At 45.1% G+C, this 20,067-nt stretch carries 17 protein-coding genes; 13 read left to right on the top strand and 4 right to left on the bottom strand.

Annotated features, from left to right (window positions below):
* Positions 1-59 precede the first annotated feature (59 nt).
* Positions 60-272: a 50S ribosomal protein L31 gene (rpmE, locus tag DK423_RS04655; protein ID WP_005542845.1), complete on the bottom strand. Its 213-nt coding sequence runs from the start codon at positions 270-272 to the stop codon at positions 60-62.
* A 258-nt stretch (positions 273-530) separates the two neighbouring features.
* Here rpmE and DK423_RS04650 point away from each other — a divergent pair, with 258 nt between their 5' ends.
* Together DK423_RS04650 and DK423_RS04645 are read left to right on the top strand one after the other, a co-directional pair.
* Positions 531-1,379, top strand: a complete 849-nt coding sequence (locus DK423_RS04650; protein WP_005555469.1) for a glycosyltransferase family 25 protein — start codon at positions 531-533, stop codon at positions 1,377-1,379.
* A 24-nt stretch (positions 1,380-1,403) separates the two neighbouring features.
* Positions 1,404-2,393 (top strand): capsular polysaccharide synthesis protein, encoded by a 990-nt coding sequence (locus tag DK423_RS04645; protein WP_005555470.1) that lies wholly within the window; start codon positions 1,404-1,406, stop codon positions 2,391-2,393.
* A gap of 1 nt (position 2,394) precedes the next feature.
* Here the strand turns inward: DK423_RS04645 and DK423_RS04640 are convergent, their stop codons facing one another.
* Positions 2,395-3,255 (bottom strand): WlaTC/HtrL family glycosyltransferase, encoded by an 861-nt coding sequence (locus DK423_RS04640; protein ID WP_005555472.1) that lies wholly within the window; start codon positions 3,253-3,255, stop codon positions 2,395-2,397.
* Positions 3,256-3,497: 242 nt separating this feature from the next.
* Between DK423_RS04640 and priA the strand changes: the two genes are divergently transcribed.
* The 11 genes from priA (at position 3,498) to DK423_RS04580 (ending at position 18,118) form a co-directional block, all read left to right on the top strand.
* Positions 3,498-5,696, top strand: a complete 2,199-nt coding sequence (gene priA, locus DK423_RS04635; protein WP_005555474.1) for a primosomal protein N' — start codon at positions 3,498-3,500, stop codon at positions 5,694-5,696.
* Positions 5,697-5,805: 109 nt separating this feature from the next.
* A complete protein-coding gene (gene ftsN / locus DK423_RS04625; RefSeq protein ID WP_005555476.1) occupies positions 5,806-6,639 on the top strand; it encodes a cell division protein FtsN in 834 nt (277 codons plus the stop codon).
* Positions 6,640-6,841: 202 nt separating this feature from the next.
* Positions 6,842-7,408 carry a TetR/AcrR family transcriptional regulator gene (locus DK423_RS04620; RefSeq protein WP_005555477.1) on the top strand — a complete coding sequence of 189 codons (567 nt, stop codon included), beginning with the start codon at positions 6,842-6,844 and terminating at the stop codon, positions 7,406-7,408.
* Between the two features lie 25 nt (positions 7,409-7,433).
* Positions 7,434-8,630, top strand: coding sequence for a multidrug efflux RND transporter periplasmic adaptor subunit AcrA (gene acrA, locus DK423_RS04615; protein ID WP_109043888.1), 1,197 nt, complete (start codon positions 7,434-7,436; stop codon positions 8,628-8,630).
* Between the two features lie 13 nt (positions 8,631-8,643).
* Complete coding sequence (acrB, locus tag DK423_RS04610; protein WP_005555482.1) at positions 8,644-11,742, top strand: multidrug efflux RND transporter permease subunit AcrB; 3,099 nt, start codon at positions 8,644-8,646, stop codon at positions 11,740-11,742.
* A 145-nt stretch (positions 11,743-11,887) separates the two neighbouring features.
* On the top strand, positions 11,888-12,688 hold the full coding sequence (locus DK423_RS04605; protein WP_061886817.1) for a class I SAM-dependent methyltransferase: 801 nt from the start codon (positions 11,888-11,890) through the stop codon (positions 12,686-12,688).
* Positions 12,689-13,409: 721 nt separating this feature from the next.
* Positions 13,410-14,357: a magnesium/cobalt transporter CorA gene (corA, locus tag DK423_RS04600; protein ID WP_005540755.1), complete on the top strand. Its 948-nt coding sequence runs from the start codon at positions 13,410-13,412 to the stop codon at positions 14,355-14,357.
* Positions 14,358-14,372: 15 nt separating this feature from the next.
* On the top strand, positions 14,373-14,933 hold the full coding sequence (locus DK423_RS04595) for a YggT family protein (RefSeq protein WP_005555879.1): 561 nt from the start codon (positions 14,373-14,375) through the stop codon (positions 14,931-14,933).
* 23 nt (positions 14,934-14,956) lie between these two features.
* Complete coding sequence (gene yggU / locus DK423_RS04590) at positions 14,957-15,250, top strand: DUF167 family protein YggU (protein ID WP_061886818.1); 294 nt, start codon at positions 14,957-14,959, stop codon at positions 15,248-15,250.
* 117 nt (positions 15,251-15,367) lie between these two features.
* Entirely contained in the window at positions 15,368-16,027 is a 660-nt protein-coding gene (locus tag DK423_RS04585; RefSeq protein ID WP_061886089.1) for an NAD(P)H-dependent oxidoreductase, read from the top strand.
* Between the two features lie 60 nt (positions 16,028-16,087).
* A complete protein-coding gene (locus DK423_RS04580) occupies positions 16,088-18,118 on the top strand; it encodes an LTA synthase family protein (protein WP_411431036.1) in 2,031 nt (676 codons plus the stop codon).
* 131 nt (positions 18,119-18,249) lie between these two features.
* Here the strand turns inward: DK423_RS04580 and pgeF are convergent, their stop codons facing one another.
* Both pgeF and rluD read right to left on the bottom strand, forming a co-directional pair.
* Positions 18,250-18,987 (bottom strand): peptidoglycan editing factor PgeF, encoded by a 738-nt coding sequence (pgeF, locus tag DK423_RS04575; protein WP_005555870.1) that lies wholly within the window; start codon positions 18,985-18,987, stop codon positions 18,250-18,252.
* A gap of 1 nt (position 18,988) precedes the next feature.
* Positions 18,989-19,963, bottom strand: coding sequence for a 23S rRNA pseudouridine(1911/1915/1917) synthase RluD (gene rluD, locus DK423_RS04570; protein WP_061886088.1), 975 nt, complete (start codon positions 19,961-19,963; stop codon positions 18,989-18,991).
* Positions 19,964-20,067 lie beyond the last annotated feature (104 nt).

Genomic DNA, 20,067 nt, shown 5'->3' with positions numbered 1-20,067 from the left:
ACATATTACCTTAAGGTCAATGGAAATAACCCCCGCAATCGCGAGGGCTAAAATTCAGATTATTTTGTACCCGGAATTTTGAAACGGCTGTTAAAGCGTTCAACACGACCACCGGTGTCAACAACACGTTGTTTACCTGTATAGAACGGGTGGCATTTACCGCATACATCAAGGTTGATGTCTTTGCCTAAGGTTGAACGGGTTTTGATCACGTTACCGCAAGAGCAGGTCGCAGTAACCTCTTTATATTCAGGATGAATACCTTGTTTCATAGAAAACCTCAAATTTGAAGCCATGCCGCTATCAAGCCAATCGCAGAAGCAATCCCTGACACCGCATGAGATTAATATTACGCCATTTCAAAATGGCACGCTTGTGTGTAAGGTTGCGAATTTTACAGAAAAAAAAAGCGCAATTCAAGCAGCCCCATGTGGCTGCGAGATTATCTTTTTTATGAGCAGGGATATTCATTTCATTGTCTTAAGATAGTAAGATAGCGCCTGACCTAAGGCATAATTTCATGTATCTCTATGAATTCCACAGAAAATAAAAATTTTGTTATCAGCATTTCTACGGCTGAACAACGCAGAAACCACATTATTGAGCAATTTACTCATCAAAATATTCCCTTTGAATTTTTTGATGCTTTCACGCCGTCCGATAAATTGACTGATCATTTGCAGCGCTATCTTCCCAATATTGCGAACGCCTCTCAGCTCACCATGGGAGAAAAAGGCTGTTTAATGAGCCACTTCATGCTGTGGAAGAAATGTATTGATGAAAACTTGGACTACGTAACGCTTTTTGAAGATGATATTTTGCTTGGTGAAAATGCCGATAAGTTTCTTGCCGAAGATGACTGGCTAAAAGTGCGGTTCAATTTTCAAGAGATTTTTGTCCTGCGTTTGGAAACTTTTCTCATGCCCGTTCAGCTTGAAAAACAAGCGCAGATTCCTCCTTTTCAACAACGTAATATTGATATTTTAACGTCCAAGCATTTTGGCACGGCGGGTTATGTGATTTCTCAGGGGGCGGCTAAATACCTTGTTGCGTTGTTTGAAAAACTTGCCGCAGAAGAAATTAAACCGATTGATGAAATAATGTTTAATCAACAGATTAACACTATCGGCTATCGGGTATATCAATTGAATCCGGCGATTTGTGTTCAGGAATTACAATTAAATCAAGAGAAGAGTTTATTAACAAGCGGGCTACAGCAAGACCGTAAAAAGAATACGGTGTGCCATACAAAGAGGACTTTAAAACAACGCTTGGTTCGGATTAAAGAAAATATGTTAAGAGCGTTAAATAAGAAGAAGTGGGAAGAGCGGAAGCGGGCTAGAGAAATGGAAAATAAACAAATTGTTCCGCTTATATAAACGATTTTATGAGGAATATCGCCTATGTCACTCTCAACTTTGTTTTCATCTAATGCAACATTTTTTAATGTTATTCATAAAATAAGCAATAAACCATACAAAATATTTTATACCGGTTTGATTCCAAAACCGATTCGTAGATGGCTCGCCAAAAAAGCTAATTTATCTCAACAAAATAATGTTGCAAATTGTTGGAAAGAGGTCATTTCCCTTTATCTTAATGGTAAATTAGATGAAATTATGATTAAACCTAAAAAGGATTTAGGAAATAAAAAAATTATTTGGCAATATTGGGGACAGGGTTGGGGGAGTGAGAATTTGCCTGATATTGTTAAAATCTGTCGTCGTTCGGTTCAAGAAAATAAAGGTGATTATGAAGTAATTTATCTGGATGATCAAAATTTGATTGAATATATTGAATTTCCTGATTTTGTTTCTGAAAAAAGAAAGAATACTAGCTTTCGTCATGTGTTTTTTTCTGATCTTTTACGGTTAGCGCTATTAAAATGTTATGGTGGCATCTGGGTTGATGCCACATTTTTATTTACGGCGCCAATTCCGAGTAAATTTAGTTCAATGGATTTTTTTGTATTCCAACGTTCTCCACTGGCTCAAAATAAAGAAAAATGGCAAAGGTTAAATAGCGATTATTTTTCTTGGAAAGAAAATCATAGAGCGAACTTCTTAAGTAGCATAATGTTTTCTAAAAGTGGAAATAGAACAGTTATAATGTTGCTTCAGTTAATGTTATGGTATTGGAAAACACAGGAGAATATTCCTCACTACTTCTTTTTTCAAATCCTCTTCGATGAGCTAAAAAAAGAAAATTTGATTGAAGAGTTTGAATTGGTTGATGACACTTTGCCACATTTATTATTTTCTGAATTGAATAATCCTTTTGATAAAAATAGGTTAGATGAGATTACGGCACAGTGTAACCAGCATAAACTCACTTATATCAAAAATTGTCAACCAAATAGCTTTTATGCGTATTTAAAACAGAAATATCAATAAATTATATGAAAAGATCTTTAATTTTGTCTTTTAGAGAGATTTTACTTGTTTCATCATGTCTCTTAAAAAAATGGAACCAATTATCTTTACCTAGATAGTGTAGCTTGCAGTTATTTTTATCTTTTAGAATACTCATAAGAAATATCCCTTGATCATCATCTATTATACTTTTTCTTAGCAGTTCTTTTTGGCACGATATAATATTTTTGAAGAATTTTCTCCAGTTGCTTTTATGGCTTACTACCATGCAGCCTATAACAAATACAATATTGTTAAAAATTGCATTGTAAATATCATTCATATCATTTAATGGATAATTTTTTCTAATTGTAAAAAAATGTATATGATTTTTATCAAAATTATACTTCCATTCTTTGACATTGTTTAATGTGCTAATATCTCTGACATAACCAAAATCAAACCAAGATACAAATTCAGTATCAATATATCCATCTTTAATTGCTTTATACACAAAAAATGTCTTTAGGTTAGTAACTAATACATATAAAGCATTCCAATATTCTATATTTTTAGCGCAGTTGGGATTTACTTTAGATATAAAATCTGGATTATTTTGAATATTTCTTATTTTATGTATTGTTTTGTTAAATTTGTAAATATCAAAAGGAATAATTTTTGTCGGCTTATTCTCTCTAATATCTTTAATCTTTTCTATATGCTCTTGGCTGGTGAATATAACTATTGGATTGTCTAACTTAGCTAAATTTGAAAAGTATTCAAAGTAAGTATCATTTGTTCGGGCTAGAAAATCTGGGAGATCTTTTCTTGAATGCAGGCTTCCTCTACCGATGTCAAAAAATGATGTTACAAGTGTAATTTGGTGATTGTTTTTTGTAGCCATTGGTTCTTACTCAAAATATAGGTTGATTCGAATTTATAGAAGAGGTTCAAACTTGTTGTGGTTTAGATGTTTTCGCTTTTTCACTCATCCCATACGTATTTCTTGCTTCTTAAATTTGACGGTATTTTATCCCTTATCCAAGTGAAATTAAACCCCAAACAACGGGGTATTCCCCCCAAATAGACAACAATCCCCCAAAATGCTATATTCCGAGCCCATTTTATTTCACTGAATTTCCGTCCATGTCATTTGCCCGAATTGCGCTTCCTGTGCCGTTACATCGCTATTTTGATTACATCCTGCCGGCGTCGCTGAATGTTGTCGTCGGGGCGCGGGTGTGGGTGCCGTTTGGGGCGCAGAAGCGTGTGGGTGTTGTAGTTGACGTCGCGGAGCAGTCGGATGTGCCTGCGGAGCAGTTGAAGCCGGTGCTGGCTTGTCTTGATGAGGTTTCTTTGTTTTCCCCGCAAAGCTGGCAGTTTTTGCATTGGGCGGCGGGGTATTATCATGCGCCGTTGGGGGAAGTGTTGTCGCAGGCGTTGCCGGTGAAATTGCGGCAGGGCGAAAGTGCGGTGGAAAAACAAAGTGTTTTTTGGAAACCAACCGCACTTGGTGGGCAGGCATTGTCGCTGAGTTTATTGAAACGCGCGAAGAAGCAGCTTGAAGCCTTGCAGGCGGCGAATGATTTGCCGGAGAAAGGCAATAATCCGTTTAGTGCGGCGATTTGGTCGGCGCTGAAAGCCAAGGATTACGTTACGGAAGTTGTTCAGGAAACGGAGATCCAAACCTGGCAACAACGATTAGGCGATAAGCCTATGGTGAATAAAATGGATCGTTTAACGCTAAACAAACAGCAGGCGTTGGCATTCAGTCAGTTGAAATTTACTCAGGGTTTTGTCCCGTGGTTGTTGGACGGTGTGACGGGTTCCGGCAAAACGGAAATCTATTTGCAATTTATCGAAGAGATCTTGCAACAGGGCAAGCAGGTGCTGGTGCTGGTGCCGGAAATCGGTTTAACGCCACAAACGGTGCGGCGTTTTCAGGCGCGTTTTAACGTCGTCATTGACGTGTTGCATTCCAATCTGAACGACACGCAGCGTTTGCAGGTGTGGCAGCGCGCGCGTAACGGGCAAAGTGCAGTCGTTATCGGCACCCGATCTGCGTTGTTCACCCAATTTTCCGAGTTGGGCGCGATTATTATTGATGAAGAACATGACGCTTCTTTCAAACAGCAGGACGGCTGGCGCTATCACGCGCGCGATTTGGCGATTGTGTATGCGAAACAGCTGAATATCCCGATTTTAATGGGATCGGCAACGCCAAGTTTGGAAAGTTTGAATAACGTGCAAAGCGGTAAATATCGCCATTTGTCGTTGTCGGAAAAAGCCAATAATTCCACCGCACTTAAACAGCAGATTATCGATTTAAAACGTCAACCTATGCACAACGGGCTGTCCGATGTGCTGATGAAACGTATGCAGGCGCATTTGGAAAAAGGCAATCAGGTGTTGCTGTTCCTGAATCGTCGCGGTTTTGCGCCAGTGCTGTTGTGCCACGAATGCGGCTGGATGGCGGAATGTCGCCATTGCGATAAACCTTATACTTATCATCAACAACACCATGTGTTGCGCTGTCATCACTGCGCTTCACAGAAGCCGATTCCGCGTCAATGCGGCAATTGCGGTTCCACACAATTAATCACCACAGGCTTAGGCACGGAACAACTGGAAGCCACCTTAAAAGACGTTTTTCCTCACTACGGCATTGCCCGCATCGACCGCGACACAACGGCGCGCAAAGGCAAGCTGGAAGGTTATTTGGAAGACATTCAGCAGGGTAAAAGTCAAATTCTTATCGGCACCCAAATGCTAGCGAAAGGGCATCATTTCCCAAATGTCACTTTAGTGGCGTTGGTGAATGTGGATAGTGCGTTGTTTTCACTGGATTTTCGTGCGGAAGAACGATTGGCGCAGCTTTATATGCAGGTGGCGGGACGAGCCGGGCGTGGTGCGCAGCAAGGCGAAGTGTTATTGCAAACCCATTATCCCGAATACCCGCTGTTGCAAAGCCTGTTACACAAAGGCTACAACCAATTTGCACAAAATGCCTTGGCGTTGCGTAAAAGTATGGGGTTGCCGCCTTTTGGCTCGCAGGCATTATTCAAGGCGCAAAGTCGTCATAGCGAAGAAGCTGAACAATTATTGGTGCAGTTTGTCGAATATCTACAGCAGATTAAGCAAAATATCGCTCCCGCGCTGCAAATTCTCGGACCGATGCCGGCGCCGTTCAGTAAAAAAGCGGGACAATATCGTTGGCAGTTATTGTTGCAGCATCCTTCCAGAACGGCGTTGCAGCAGGTGCTGACGGAATTTTGGCATTATCAGCGCGATTTGCCCACAAAAGTGCGGTGGATTTTAGACGTGGATCCGCTCGATCTGAGTTAGTTTATTTGGGATTGCAGTAGTCAATAGCGCAATTTTTGCGTAGAATTGTCGGCATTTTTTATCATCGTGATTTCATTATTTATTTGGTTTTATTGAGACAGGTTTTATTGTGGCACAACGTGATTATGCCGCCCGCAACGGCGCAAAGAAAAAGAAGAAACAGAAAAAAAGTAATAAACCCCTATTATTTATCATTGCCGGCGTGATTGTGGCGGCGTTTGCATTCGGTCTTTATTTATTAAAAGAAAAAGCGCCGGAACCGGTGGTGCAACCGGTCGAAAGTGCGGAAAAAACGCAACCGAAAAGCGTGTTGCCGAATCGTCCTGAAGAGGTGTGGAGCTATATTAAAGCCTTGGAAACCCGCACCGTACCTATTGATGACAACCCGAAATCGTTAGATAAAAATATGCGTTTAACGGAAGAACAACGCAAGATTTTACAGGCAATGGAAGAAGAACAGAAACAGGCGGAACTGGCGAAAACCAAAGCGGCAGAAGCCCAACAACAAGCGGTACAACAGCCTGCTCAACCAACAACACAACAACCGCCGCAACAACAAACAAAACCGCAGCCTCAAGTGGTAGAAGCGAAGAAAGCCACACCGCTGAAAGAGGAGAAAAAAGCGGAACAAACGGTGAAAGCCGAATCGCCGAAAAAACTTGAACCGCAGCAACAGCCGCAGAAACCGCAACCTGCGCCACCGCAAACCACGACATCCAATGGCGGTGAGCGAAAATACGGCTTACAATGCGGCGCTTTCAAAAACAAAGGGCAGGCAGAAAATTTACAAGCGCGTTTGGCGCTACTCGGCTTGCCGGCGAGGGTGAATGAAAGTGCCGATTGGAACCGCGTGGTGGTTGGTCCGGCAGGTGATCGTAATGCCGCCGTGAAGATGCAGGAGAAAGCCAAAAGCGTGATTAGTTGCGTGGTTATCGGGATGTAATCCGAAGATGAAAGCATAAAAGTGCGGTGAAAAATAACCGCACTTTTTTATTTTTAGCTTGCCAAATAAGAAAAAATCAATAAAATGAACGAACGTTCATTCAGTGCCGGTGTATTGACTGTTTGTAACCTACCTAAATGTGCGATTTGAGAAAAATTTTCACCGCACTTCTAACGATTAACTCAATTTTATTAAATTTACTATGAATCAATCTGAAACGGATATGATCGAGCGGATTTTTACTGCCACCGATGCATTAATGGCAACGGTGGGGCTACCAAACTTGTCTATGCACAAGATTGCCAGAGAAGCAAAAATCTCGCCGGGGACAATTTACATTTATTTTAAAAATAAAGATGAATTGTTGACCCAGTTTGCCCGATATATTTTTCAAAATTTCCAGGATGTGTTGAAGGAAGGCTACGATGAGAGGCAGCCGTTTTTTCAGCAATATCGAAAAATGTGGTGGAATATTTGGCATTTCTTAGAAGCGGAGCCAACTATTATGGCGAATATGGGGCAATACGAGTCCTTGCCGGGCTTTTCCGATATTTGTCAAAAATGGGAAAGTGACAGCATCTGGTATCATTTTTGCGTCAAAGCAAAGGCGGCAGGAGAGCTGGCTGATGTGCCTCCTCCTATTTTATTTGCGATTTCATTGGAAAGTGCTTTCAATATCGCCTTTAAATGCCGACATTTTTCCCCGCAAGTTTCAACGGAAATGCTGGAGGCCGTCATTGAACGGACTTGGCTTGCTATTAAAAATTAATTCAAGAAATAGTTACGGAGTTTTTATGAGTTCAACTCAAATCAACAGACCAAAGCGTTCCCATGTGTTCTTTTTGAAACTGGCTTTGGGTGTATTCGTATTACTTTTTGTCGCAATGATTGTGATGAATTATATGAAATCAAAAGGCATTGCGGATTTCCTTGCCAATCAAGGTGAATCCCCGTCGCCGGTGACGGCAATGACTGTTACTTCGCAACAGTGGACACCGGTTATTGAAACCACCGGTTTGGTGCGTCCGAACCAAGGGGCTGTGTTGAGTGCACAAAGTGCGGGTACGATTTCAAAAGTTTTAGTGGAGAACGGACAAAACGTCAAGAAAGGTGATGTGTTGGTGGAATTAGATAGTTCCGTTGAACGCGCCGGTTTACGGGCTGCCGAAGCGCAAGTGATTTCGTTACGTCAAACTTATCAACGTTATGCGAATCTGGCAAAAAGCGGCGGCGTTTCCCGTCAGGAATTGGATAATGCCAAAGCGGCATATGATGCGCAGGTTGCCAATGTGGAATCTTTAAAAGCCACCGTTGAGCGTCGCCAGATCCTTGCACCGTTTGACGGCAAAGCGGGTATTGTGAAAGTGAATGTGGGGCAATATGTGTCAAACGGCACCGAAATCGTGCGTGTGGAAGATCGCAGTTCCATGAAAGTGGATTTCTCTATTGCACAAAATTTGTTGGATGAATTGCGTCTTGGTCAAAAAGTGACTGCTACTGCCGATGCCCGTTTAGGGGAAACTTTTGCGGCGAAAGTAACCACCATTGAACCGGCAATCAGTTCTTCTACCGGTTTAGTTGATGTGCAAGCCACATTCGAGCCGGAGGATGGCGCGAAATTATTATCCGGTATGTTTACCCGTTTAAACGTGGCATTGCCGACGGAATACGATCAAATCGTGGTGCCGCAAGTAGCGGTGAGCTACAACATGTATGGCGAATCACTTTATATTTTGACCGCTCTTTCGGATGAAGAAAAAGAAAAATTTGCCTCAAAAGGCGATGTGAACAAAATGTACCGCGCCCATCAAATCACCGTATTCACCAAAGATCGCCAAGGCATCTATTCCCAACTAAAAGGCGATGAAGTGAAAATCGGCGATAAAATCATTACCGGCGGTCAGCAAAGTTTAAGCAACGGCTCGTTAGTGATTGTTTTGGATAAACAAGGCGTGGGTACCACTCAACCGGCAAGTAAAACTAACCTCTAATTAGGACCAGCGAATGAAATTTACCGATATATTTATTCGACGCCCGGTACTTGCGGTTTCAATCAGCCTGCTAATTATCATTCTTGGTTTGCAGGCGATTTCCAAACTGGCGGTACGTGAATATCCTAAAATGACCACAACCGTAATTCAGGTTTCCACAGTGTATCCCGGTGCAGATGCCAACTTGATTCAGGCATTTGTAACTTCAAAGCTGGAGGAAGCGGTGGCGCAGGCAGATAACGTGGATTATATGTCTTCCTCTAGTAGTCCGAGCAGCTCTACCATTACGGTAAAAATGAAATTAAATACCGACCCGAACGCGGCACTTGCCGATGTGTTGGCGAAGGTGAACTCGGTACGTTCCGAGTTGCCAAAGGGGATAGAAGACCCGACAGTGAGTTCATCAACCGGTGGTTCGGGGATTATGTATATTAGCTTCCGCTCCGGTAAATTAGATGCCAGCCAGGTGACCGATTACATTGAACGTGTGGTAAAACCGCAGTTCTTCACTGTTGAAGGGGTGGCGAGCGTGCAAATTTTCGGTGCCTCCGAATATGCGTTGCGTATTTGGTTGGATCCGCAAAAAATGGCGGCGCAAAATCTTTCCGCGACACAAGTGATGTCCGCCTTGTCGGCAAATAACGTGCAAACGGCGGCGGGTAACGATAATGGTTTTTATGTGGTTTATAAAAACAAAGTGGATACCACCACCAAGTCTGTGGATGAATTAAGCAAACTTATTGTGTATTCCAGCGGCGATAAATTGGTACGCTTACGTGATATTGCGGATATTGAGTTGAATAAATCCAGCGATACCGCCCGTGCGGTGGCGAATGGTGCCGATTCGGTAGTGTTGGCGATTAACCCGACCTCTTCCGCAAACCCGTTAACCGTGGCGGAAAAAATTCTGCCGTTGTATGAAAACATTAAAAATAACCTGCCGGATGCCATTCAAACCGACATTTTGTATGACCGCACTATTGCTATCAATAACTCCATTGATGAAGTGGTGAAAACCATCATTGAAGCGACCATTATCGTTTTGGTGGTGATTACCATGTTTATCGGTTCCTTCCGTGCGATTTTAATTCCGGTGATTACCATTCCGATTTCCCTTATCGGGGTAATCATGATGCTGCAAACCTTGGATTTCTCCATTAACTTGATGACCTTGCTTGCCTTGATTTTGGCGATTGGGTTGGTGGTGGATGACGCCATTGTGGTGTTGGAAAATGTGGACCGTCACATTAAGCTGGGCGAAACCCCGTTCCGCGCAGCCATTATCGGCACCCGTGAAATTGCCGTGCCGGTGATTTCCATGACTATCGCCTTGATTGCGGTGTATTCTCCGATGGCGTTGATGGGCGGGATTACCGGTACGTTATTTAAAGAGTTCGCGTTAACCCTTGCCGGTGCAGTGTTCATTTCCGGCATCGTGGCATTAACCCTGTCGCCGATGATGACCAGTAAATTACTGAAAGCGCACGATCAGCCAAGTAAATTGGAAGAACGTGTGAACCGCACTTTAACGAGGGTTAACAATATTTACGCATACATTTTAGATTTGGTGATGCAAAACCGGAAATGTATGTTGGTGTTCGCCGCTATTATTTTTGTGACCTTGCCGGTATTGTTTAAATCGCTATCCAGTGAATTAACCCCGGCGGAAGATAAGGGCGCATTCTTGGCAATCGGTTCGGCACCTTCTAACGTGAACGTAGATTATGTGCAGGCTGCCATGGCACCGTATCAGGAAATTCTTACCACCACGCCTGAAGTGCAGTTCGCCATGACCATTTCCGGTGTGCCGAGTTCCAACCAATCTCTTAACGTAGTGACCTTAAAAGATTGGAGCGAACGTTCCAAGAGTCAGGCGCAAGTATTGGAAGAGTTGAACAATAAAGCGAAATCCATTCCGGAAGTGTCCGTCAGTGGCTTCGCTTTCCCGGAAATTAACACCGGGGAACAAGGGCCGCCAATCGGCTTTATTATCAGCACCTCACAAGGCTATAACGACTTGGCGAATGTTGCCGGTAAATTCCTGGACGCCATGCAGGAATCAGGTAAATTCGTTTACACGAATTTGGATTTGAAATTTGATACGGCACAAATGCACATTAAAATTGACCGTGAAAAAGCCGGTACCTATGGCATAACTATGCAGCAAATAAGTGCCACATTGGGTAGTTTTCTTTCTGCAGCAACGGTTGAGCGGGTGGATATTGATGGTCGCGCCTATAAAATTATTTCACAGGTAAAACGTGCTAATCGATTATCTCCGGAAAGCTGGAATAATTATTACGTCAGCGCAGCCAATGGCAAATCTGTACCGTTAAGTAGCCTGGTTACTATGTCATTAGAACCGCAACCAAGCTCATTACCACGTTTCAGCCAGCTGAACTCTGCTGTAATCAGTGCTGTGCCAATGCCGGGCTCTTCCATCGGGGATGCCATCCAATGGTTGCAAGACAACGCCCAAGAGTTATTGCCACAGGGCTATAACTACGATTTCAAAGGAGAAGCGCGTCAGTTGGTACAAGAAGGCAATGCCTTAGCGGTGACCTTCGTGTTGGCGGTGGTTATCATCTTCTTGGTGCTGGCGATTCAGTTTGAATCCATTCGCGACCCGCTGGTGATCATGATTTCCGTGCCGTTGGCAATTAGTGGTGCATTGTTGGCACTCAACTTCTTCAGTGTTATCGGTGTGGCGGGCAGTACCTTGAACATTTATTCGCAGGTGGGCTTGATTACGCTGGTGGGCTTGATCACCAAACACGGTATTTTGATGTGTGAAGTGGCGAAAGAAGAACAGTTAAACCACGGTAAAACCCGTATTGAAGCCATTACCGAAGCGGCGAAAGTGCGGTTGCGTCCGATTCTGATGACTACCGCCGCGATGATTGCCGGTCTTATTCCGTTGCTTTACGCAACCGGTGCCGGCGCGGTGTCCCGTTTCAGTATCGGTATCGTCATCGTTGCCGGTTTGGCAATCGGCACGCTGTTTACCTTGTTTGTGTTGCCGGTGATTTATTCTTACATCGCAAGCGAACACAAACCGTTACCGGAATTCGATGAAAGCATCAAACCGATTGAAGGTGAGATTAATCATTAAACAGAATTGTTTGTAGAACCGACCGCACTTTTGAGTAATCAAAGTGCGGTTTTTTATGGCGTAAATCTTGCTCACGCTATATTTCAAAGCATATAGCATTGCAGTAAAATTCATTCCCGAAAACGACCGCACTTTTAGGAAAAAAATGACTATTGACGACATTGATTTCAACGAACTCTATAAACAACATCTTATCGCTTGCCATCATTACAATTTGCCATCGGAAAAATGGGATAAAAAAGCAACGAAGATGGCGGAAAATCTGGTAGGCAAAGCCAGCCGTTACAATCAGCAATTGCTGCAAACCATGCAGGTGCAGCCGCATGAAACCGTGCTGGACATCGGTTGCGGGCCGGGTACGTTTGCTCTTCCTTTGGCACAGCAATGCCAACAGGTCTACGCGTTGGATTACAGCGCGGGAATGCTTGATGTGCTGGCGGATTATAAGCAAAAGCTGCAACGGGAAAATATCAGCTTAATTCACCGTTCCTGGGCGGAGGATTGGACGGATGTGCCGCAGGCGGATGTGGTTTTGGCGTCGCGTTCCACTTTGGTGGATGATTTGGACGATATGATCGACAAACTCCGCGCCAAAGCCAAAAAACGTGTTTATCTTACGTCTATCACCCAACGGCATTTTTTAGATGACGGGGTTTTCAGTGCTATCGGGCGCGAAGACATCGGCTTTCCGAGTTATATTTATTTGCTTAATCGGCTTTACCAAAAAGGCATTCAAGCTAATCTGAATTTCATCGAAACGGAACCCGGTCGTTTTATGGGCGAGACCTACGAGGATTTACTCAACTCCGTTGAATTTTCGCTAGGGCAATTGAGTGAAAAAGAAAAGCAGGGGCTGGCGGCATTTTATCGTCAAAAACAACAGAACAACGAACCCATTGTGCATGGACAACGCAAATGGGGGCTGATTTGGTGGAAGGTAGAATAAAAAAGTATTCACAATCAAGTCCGGCTTGATTGTTCCTCTTTCGGGGTCGTCGGCATAGCCGACGTTCAAAAAACGTTGCTTGTTGTGCGGTCGGTTTTTTCGGTATTTTTTAGGTGAGTTATCAAACCCACCTTGTGTTTATTTCGAAAATTCCATCTAACCTGTCTAAAGTCCATACAAAAAATAGCGTGCTGGCTTTGGTGATTGTACATCAAATTCCATGGTATTGTCTTCTGTCTGAAAGGTTTTGTTAGGAGGGCTTGTTGTAGAAAAGCCAATTTGATTTTTCAAAGTATAACACCTTGACGAATCTGGCGTTCAGGCGTAACATTGCGCGCGATTTAGTAACAAGAGGACACACACTTTGGACAGTCACAGTCGATACCGAACGGAGTTTTCACTGTAACTATCGCCCGTCTCACTTATCGGCGATGGTTTCGCGGGTAAGTATCTTTTACCTTTCTCTTTTTCGGCATCTTTTTCGTCAAGCGAAAATTTGCAAAAAATTCATCGATTACAGCTCACTTTTTGGTCGTCAAAAAACACACGTAAAAATGACCGCACAAAAAGTAACGCTTTTTGAACGTCGGCTCTGCCGACGGCCCCGAAGGGGGAACAATCAAGCCGGACTTGATTGTGAATACTTTCGCTGTTGTCTGTAATTTATTCGTTTGATCGTTGTTCATCGCGTTGTGCATTATCCAATCGGGAGTATGACAAAATGATAAATGCCTTTGCCCTTGAAGATGCTCGTTTGGTTCGCATTGATGAAACCACCGAGCCGTTAAATACCGCCATTTGGATCGATTTACTGGAACCGACCGTGGAAGAGCGTGATATGTTACAGGAAAGTTTGGGTCAGAGTTTGGCATCCTTTCTGGAATTGGAAGACATCGAAGCGTCCGCACGTTTTTTTGAAGATGAAGACGGTTTGCACCTGCACTCCTTCTTTTATTGTGAAGATGAAAACGATTATGCGGATTTAGCCAGTGTGGCGTTCACTATTCGCGACGGGCGTTTGTTTACTCTGCGCGATCGCGAATTGCCGGCGTTCCGTTTATATCGTATGCGTTCCCGCAATCAGCGTTTAATTGAATGTAATTCTTATGAATTATTGTTGGATTTGTTTGAAACCAAAATCGAGCAGCTGGCGGATGTCATTGAAAACGTGTACGCGGATTTGGAAAAATTAAGTCGTGTGGTGTTGGACGGCACCCAAGGGGAAGCCTTTGACGAAGCCCTGGCGACTTTAACGGAACAAGAAGACACCAGTTCCAAAGTGCGTTTGTGTTTGATGGATACGCAGCGCGCGTTAAGTTTTTTGGTGCGCAAAACCCGCTTGCCGGCGAACCAGTTAGAGCAGGCGCGTGAAATTTTACGAGACATTGAGTCCTTACAACCGCATAATGAATCCCTGTTCCAAAAAGTGAACTTTCTACTGCAAGCGGCAATGGGTTTCATTAATATCGAACAGAACCGCATTATTAAAATCTTCTCCGTTGTGTCGGTAATCTTCCTGCCGCCGACATTGGTGGCATCCAACTACGGCATGAACTTCAGCGATATGCCGGAGCTGGGATTGAAATTCGGTTATCCGATGGCGCTGGGGTTAATGGCGCTGGCGGCGTTTGCGCCGTATTGGTATTTCAAACGTAAAGGCTGGTTATAATTTTAAGGAAACAGCATGAATTCAATTCAATTTCTTATTGCGACGGCAATTAGCGTATATAGCTTCATTTTAATTTTACGCACTTGGTTTCAACTGGCGGGCGTGGATTTCTACAATCCGTTATCGCAAGCCCTGGTCAAAGCCACTCAGCCGGTGGTAACACTGTTAAGCAAGCTCGCACCGACGGTCAAAGGCGTAAATACCGCTGCCTTATTGGCGTGTTTTATTTTAGGGTTGGTGAAATTTCCGTTGTTGAATCCGTTCGGCACCATCGGCGGTGCGTCCCTGTTTGAATATGCCATTATCGGCGTGTTAAGCGTGGTGCATAGCATCGGTGAAGCGATTTTTTATGTATTGTTGGTGGGCGCCATTTTAAGCTGGTTTAATCGCGGTGCCGGTCAAACCCAATATCTTTTATATCAATTAAGCGAACCCGTGTTACGCCCCGTTCGTAAAATTCTGCCGAATACCGGCATGATCGATTTTTCGCCGATGGTGGTGGTTTTTGTGTTGTATCTGCTTAATCGCGTGTTATATGACCTGTTCGGCGGACTTTGGGTCGCCGCTGCGTTTTAAGGGTCACTTCTAAGGTAAACGGCATGACGGCAGTGGAACGAAACGGCGCGGATTTGCGCCTGAGAATTTTCTTACAACCGAAAGCCGCCAAAGATCAGATTGTCGGATTGCATGACGATGAACTGAAAATCAGCATTACCGCTCCGCCCGTGGATGGGCAGGCAAACGCCCATCTTCTCAAGTTCCTCAGCAAACTCTTCAAAGTGCCAAAAAGCAGCATTATGCTGGAAAAAGGCGAACTTAATCGCCATAAACAAGTTCTAATTCCTAGTCCTAAAGTCATTCCGACGCAAATTGAACCCTATTTAACGCCGTAAAAGTGCGGTCAGAAATGAGAACGTTTTTTGCCGGACAAAAAGCGAAATAAGCGGGAAATGAGCAGCCGAATGACAACTTATTCTTATTTCTCATTATGTTATTGAAAGGAGACCTCCATGAGCGTGACCAAACAGCAGGTATTAGACGCGTTCCATTTTCGCTGTGCTACGCGTTATTACGATCCCGCCCGTAAAATCAGCAAAGAGGATTTTGACTATATTTTAGAACTCGGACGCTTGTCGCCAAGCTCCGTCGGCTCCGAACCTTGGCAGTTTTTGGTGATCCAAAATCCCAAACTGCGCCAGGCCTTAAAACCGGTAAGCTGGGGCATGGCAAGTCAATTAGACGACGCCAGCCATGTGGTAGTGATTTTAGCCAATAAAAACGCCCGTTATGATTCGGAAGATTTTCGCAATAATTTATTACGTCGCGGCTTAAATGAAGAACAATTACAAAACGCGTTAGCGATTTATAAAAAGTTTCAAACAGAAGATATAAACGTCTTAGAAAACGACCGCACTTTATTCGACTGGGCAAGCAAACAAACCTATATCGCCCTTGCCAACATGATGACCGGCGCCGCACTCATCGGCATCGACAGTTGCCCGATTGAAGATTTTAACTATGCGGAAGTAAACCGTATTCTGGCGCAAACCGGCGCTTATGATGCGAACAAATACGCGGTTTCCGTGGCGGCAACATTCGGCTATCGCGCTAAAGACATCTGCCCGAAAGCGCGCAAACCGCTTAATGAAATTGTTCATTGGATCGAATAATCATAATTTCATCCGCTCACCTGCTTCATGGAAGCGGATTTATTACATTTGGAGACTGTAATGTCACGTCAACTTTTTAAAACGGAAAAAGCCCATACTTTGCTATATCCGATTTTTCTCTTTTGTTTTCTTAACCTGATCGTTTTCACCTTGTCCCGCCTTGGGTTGTCTGTATGGCAAATGGAGCGCGTCAGCGTGGTCAACGGCTGGGGCGAGCTGTTTTTACAAGGCTTGCGCATGGATATTGTGTCCTTGTGCTACCTGTTCGGTGTGCCGGCGCTGTTTAGCGTGTTGTTCTATCACGACAACGCGTTAGGACGTATTTGGAAAGGCATTTTACGCGCCTGGTTAACGGTCGGCAGCGTGTTCATTTTGTTTATGGAACTCTCCACGCCTGCCTTCATCAACACCTACGATTATCGTCCGAACCGTCTGTTCATCGAATATTTGATTTACCCGAAAGAAGTGTTTTCCATGCTGATGGAAGGGCACCTAAGTGCGGTCATTTTAAGCCTCGTTTTCACGATAATTGCCGCGGTGGTTTATTGGAAACTTACCGGTCGTGCGGTGCGTGATTTGCAGCCGATGAACTGGAAATGGCGCCCGTTAGTGGCGTTATTGGTGATTGCCGTGAGTTTTCTCGGCGCCCGTTCCAGCCTGCAACATCGCGGCATTAACCCGGCGATGGTGGCATTTTCTTCCGATGCCATGGTCAATTCTTTGGTGCTGAATTCGGGCTATTCCGTGCTTTATGCGGCGCAGCAATTTAAAGACGAAGGCACTTCCTCCGAAGCCTACGGCAAAATGGAAACGGCGGAAATGCTGGAGATTATCAAGAATAGCGGCAGTCGCCCGGCGGAAGCCTATATTTCCGATGAATTCCCGACGCTGACCCGTAACCAAGCCACTTATCAGGGCAAGCCGAAAAATATTGTGATTATTCTGGAAGAAAGTTTCGGTGCGCAATTTGTCGGCACCTTAGGCGGTTTGCCGCTTTCGCCGGAATTTGACAAGCTGGCGCAACAAGGCTGGCTCTTTGATAATTTATATTCCACCGGTACCCGCTCCGTGCGCGGCATTGAAGCGGTACCCGCCGGTTTCACCCCCACACCGGCACGTGCCGTGGTGAAACTGAATAACAGCCAAAACGGTTTCTTCACCTTGGCGCAGCTATTAAGCCAACGGGGCTATGACACCTCCTTCATTTACGGCGGGGAAAAGCATTTCGACAACATGGCGGGCTTTCTCTACGGCAACGGTTTCAAACGCATTATCGACCAAATGGATTACCAAAATCCGACCTTTACCGGCACTTGGGGCGTGAGCGATGAAGACTTGTTCACCAAAGCCAACGAGACCTTCACCCAATTACAAAAAGAAGGCAAGCCGTTCTTCAGCCTGGTGTTCAGTTCCAGCAACCATGACCCGTTCGAGTTCCCGGATGGTAAAATCGAGCTTTACGAACAACCGAAAGCCACCCGCAACAACGCGGCAAAATACGCCGATTACGCCATCGGACATTTCTTTAAATTGGCGAAGGAATCCAATTATTGGAAAGACACCATTTTCCTGGTGATCGCCGACCACGATTCCCGCGTTGCCGGTGCCAGCCTGATGCCGATTAAACATTTCCACATTCCGGCGTTGATTCTGGGCGACGGCATTGAACCACGCCGCGATAACCGTTTGGTCAGCCAATTTGATATGCCGACCACTTTGCTTTCCTTGGCGGGTATCAGCGGCGATTATCCGATGATTGGCTACGACCTCACCAAACCGAATGATCCGAACCGTGCCATCATGCAATACGACCAAGTGCAGGCGCTCATGCATGGTAACGACGTGGTGATTCAATTCCCGAAAGTGGGTGCCAAAACGTATCGCTACGACAAAGCCACCGAAACCTTAACGGAAGCGGAAGTGCCGCCGGCTATGGTGAAAGAAGCCTTGGCGCACGCGCTGTTAGGCAGTTATTTGTATAAACATCGCTTATACACCACCCCGGAAATCAAACAGGCGGAAGGGAAAGCGTTAATTGAGATAAAAAAGTGCGGTCGAAATTCGCGATGGATTTTGAATTACCGTGGGTAATTTCTTACCCACGGTTACGCATGATTCAGCAGCCCCTTTGGGGCTGTTTTACATTCCCGTTTTATATTCCCTAAGAGGGGGAAAGATTACTTAACCCTGGCTAACTCATCATTTAGATCAAACTGGGGATTTTATTCCCCAATCCAAATCAGCGACGCCATTCTGCCCGTGGCGTTATCCCGCCGATAGGAAAAGAATTTATCCGCTTCAAGGTAAGTGCAATGTTCGCCGCCGCTGATTTGAGTAATGCCGAGGGCGTTGAGACGTTGGGTGGCGATTTGGTATAAATTGCCGAGGAATTTGCCGTTTTCTTTCGGATCGGCAATGAATGCCTGTTTGGCGTTGGGATCCTGCGCTACGAATTGATCGATTACATCCTGTCCTACTTGAAACGCGGTCGGTCCGATTGCCGGTCCGAACCAGGCTAAGATTTCAGCGGGCGGGCATCGGAATCGGGCGACGGTTTGTTCTAGTACGCCATCGCATAATCCGCGCCAACCGGCGTGGGCGGCGGCGACTTCCGTACCGTTTTGATTGGTGAATAACACCGGCAAGCAATCGGCGGTCATCACCAGACAGACTTGGTTCGGTTGGTCGGTGTAAACCGCGTCGGCGTTCAGATCTTCACCCTGATAAGGCAGATTTAATACCTTGGTGCTGTGAATTTGGTTTAAGAAAAGGGGCATTTGCGGCAGGTGAAACTTTTCCACCAATAAAGTGCGGTTGGTTTTCACGGCGTTTTTATCATCGCCCACGTGATCGCCTAAATTGAAGCTGTCATAAGGCGCTGAGCTCACACCGCCATGGCGTAGGGTGGTGAACGCCCGAATCTGCTGCGGTGCGTTCCAGTTGGGTTTGATTGCGTGCATATTAATAATCCAATTCGTCTTTGTGTAACACATAGTCCGCTTTCAGCGCGGTGATTAATTCCACAAAATCTTCCGGTAGTGGCGCGTACCATTCCATCATTTCGCCGCTAATCGGGTGTTGGAGGCGCAACATCACGGCGTGCAGTGCTTGGCGTTTGAAGTGGCGTAATACGCTCATCAGCTCTTCACTTGCATTTTTCGGTGGGCGAGGACGACCGCCGTAGGTTTGATCCCCAAGTAGCGGATGGGCGATATGTGCCATGTGTACGCGGATTTGGTGGGTGCGTCCGGTTTCCAAACGCAAGCGCAGACGGGTGTAATCGCGGAAACGTTCCATAATGCGGTAGTGGGTCACGGCGGGTTTGCCCATCGGGTGTACCGCCATGTGCGTGCGTTTGGTGGGGTGGCGCGCCATGGGTTCGTCCACCGTGCCGCCTTTGGTCATAATGCCGCAGGCGACAGCTTCGTATTCGCGGGTAATTTTGCGTTTTTGCAGGTCGCGCACCAACTGGGTTTGCGCGGGAATGGTTTTTGCTACTACCATTAAGCCGGTGGTGTCTTTGTCTAAACGGTGAACGATGCCTGCGCGCGGTACTTCGGCGATGGGCGGATAATGGTATAACAACGCATTCAGCACCGTACCGCTCGGGTTGCCGGCGCCCGGGTGAACCACCAGATCTTTCGGTTTGTTAATGACCAAAATATCGTCGTCTTCATACACGATATTTAACGGAATATTTTCCGGCTCAAAGCGGGTTTCGTCTTCAATTTCCACGGTAATTTCAATTTGCTCGTCACCGTAAACTTTGCTGCGCGGCACATTTTGCACAACGCCGTTGACCAGCACCAGATCTTCCTCAATCCAAGTCTTTAAACGGGAGCGGGAGTAGTCGGGGAACAATTCCGCCAGGGTTTGGTCTAAACGTTGTCCCATTTGATGCGATTGCACGGTCGCCGATAGAGTAATTTGTGCCATAAATAAAAAATCCGTTAATCAAGTTTGCTTATTTAGCAATGTTCTATACAATATCGGGCAATTGTAACCCATTTATCATTTTTCGTAAAAATAAGGATTCTATT

The organism is Aggregatibacter actinomycetemcomitans (assembly GCF_003130205.1).
Lineage (GTDB): Bacteria > Pseudomonadota > Gammaproteobacteria > Enterobacterales > Pasteurellaceae > Aggregatibacter > Aggregatibacter actinomycetemcomitans_A.
This window is presented reverse-complemented; position numbering and strand designations above follow the sequence as displayed.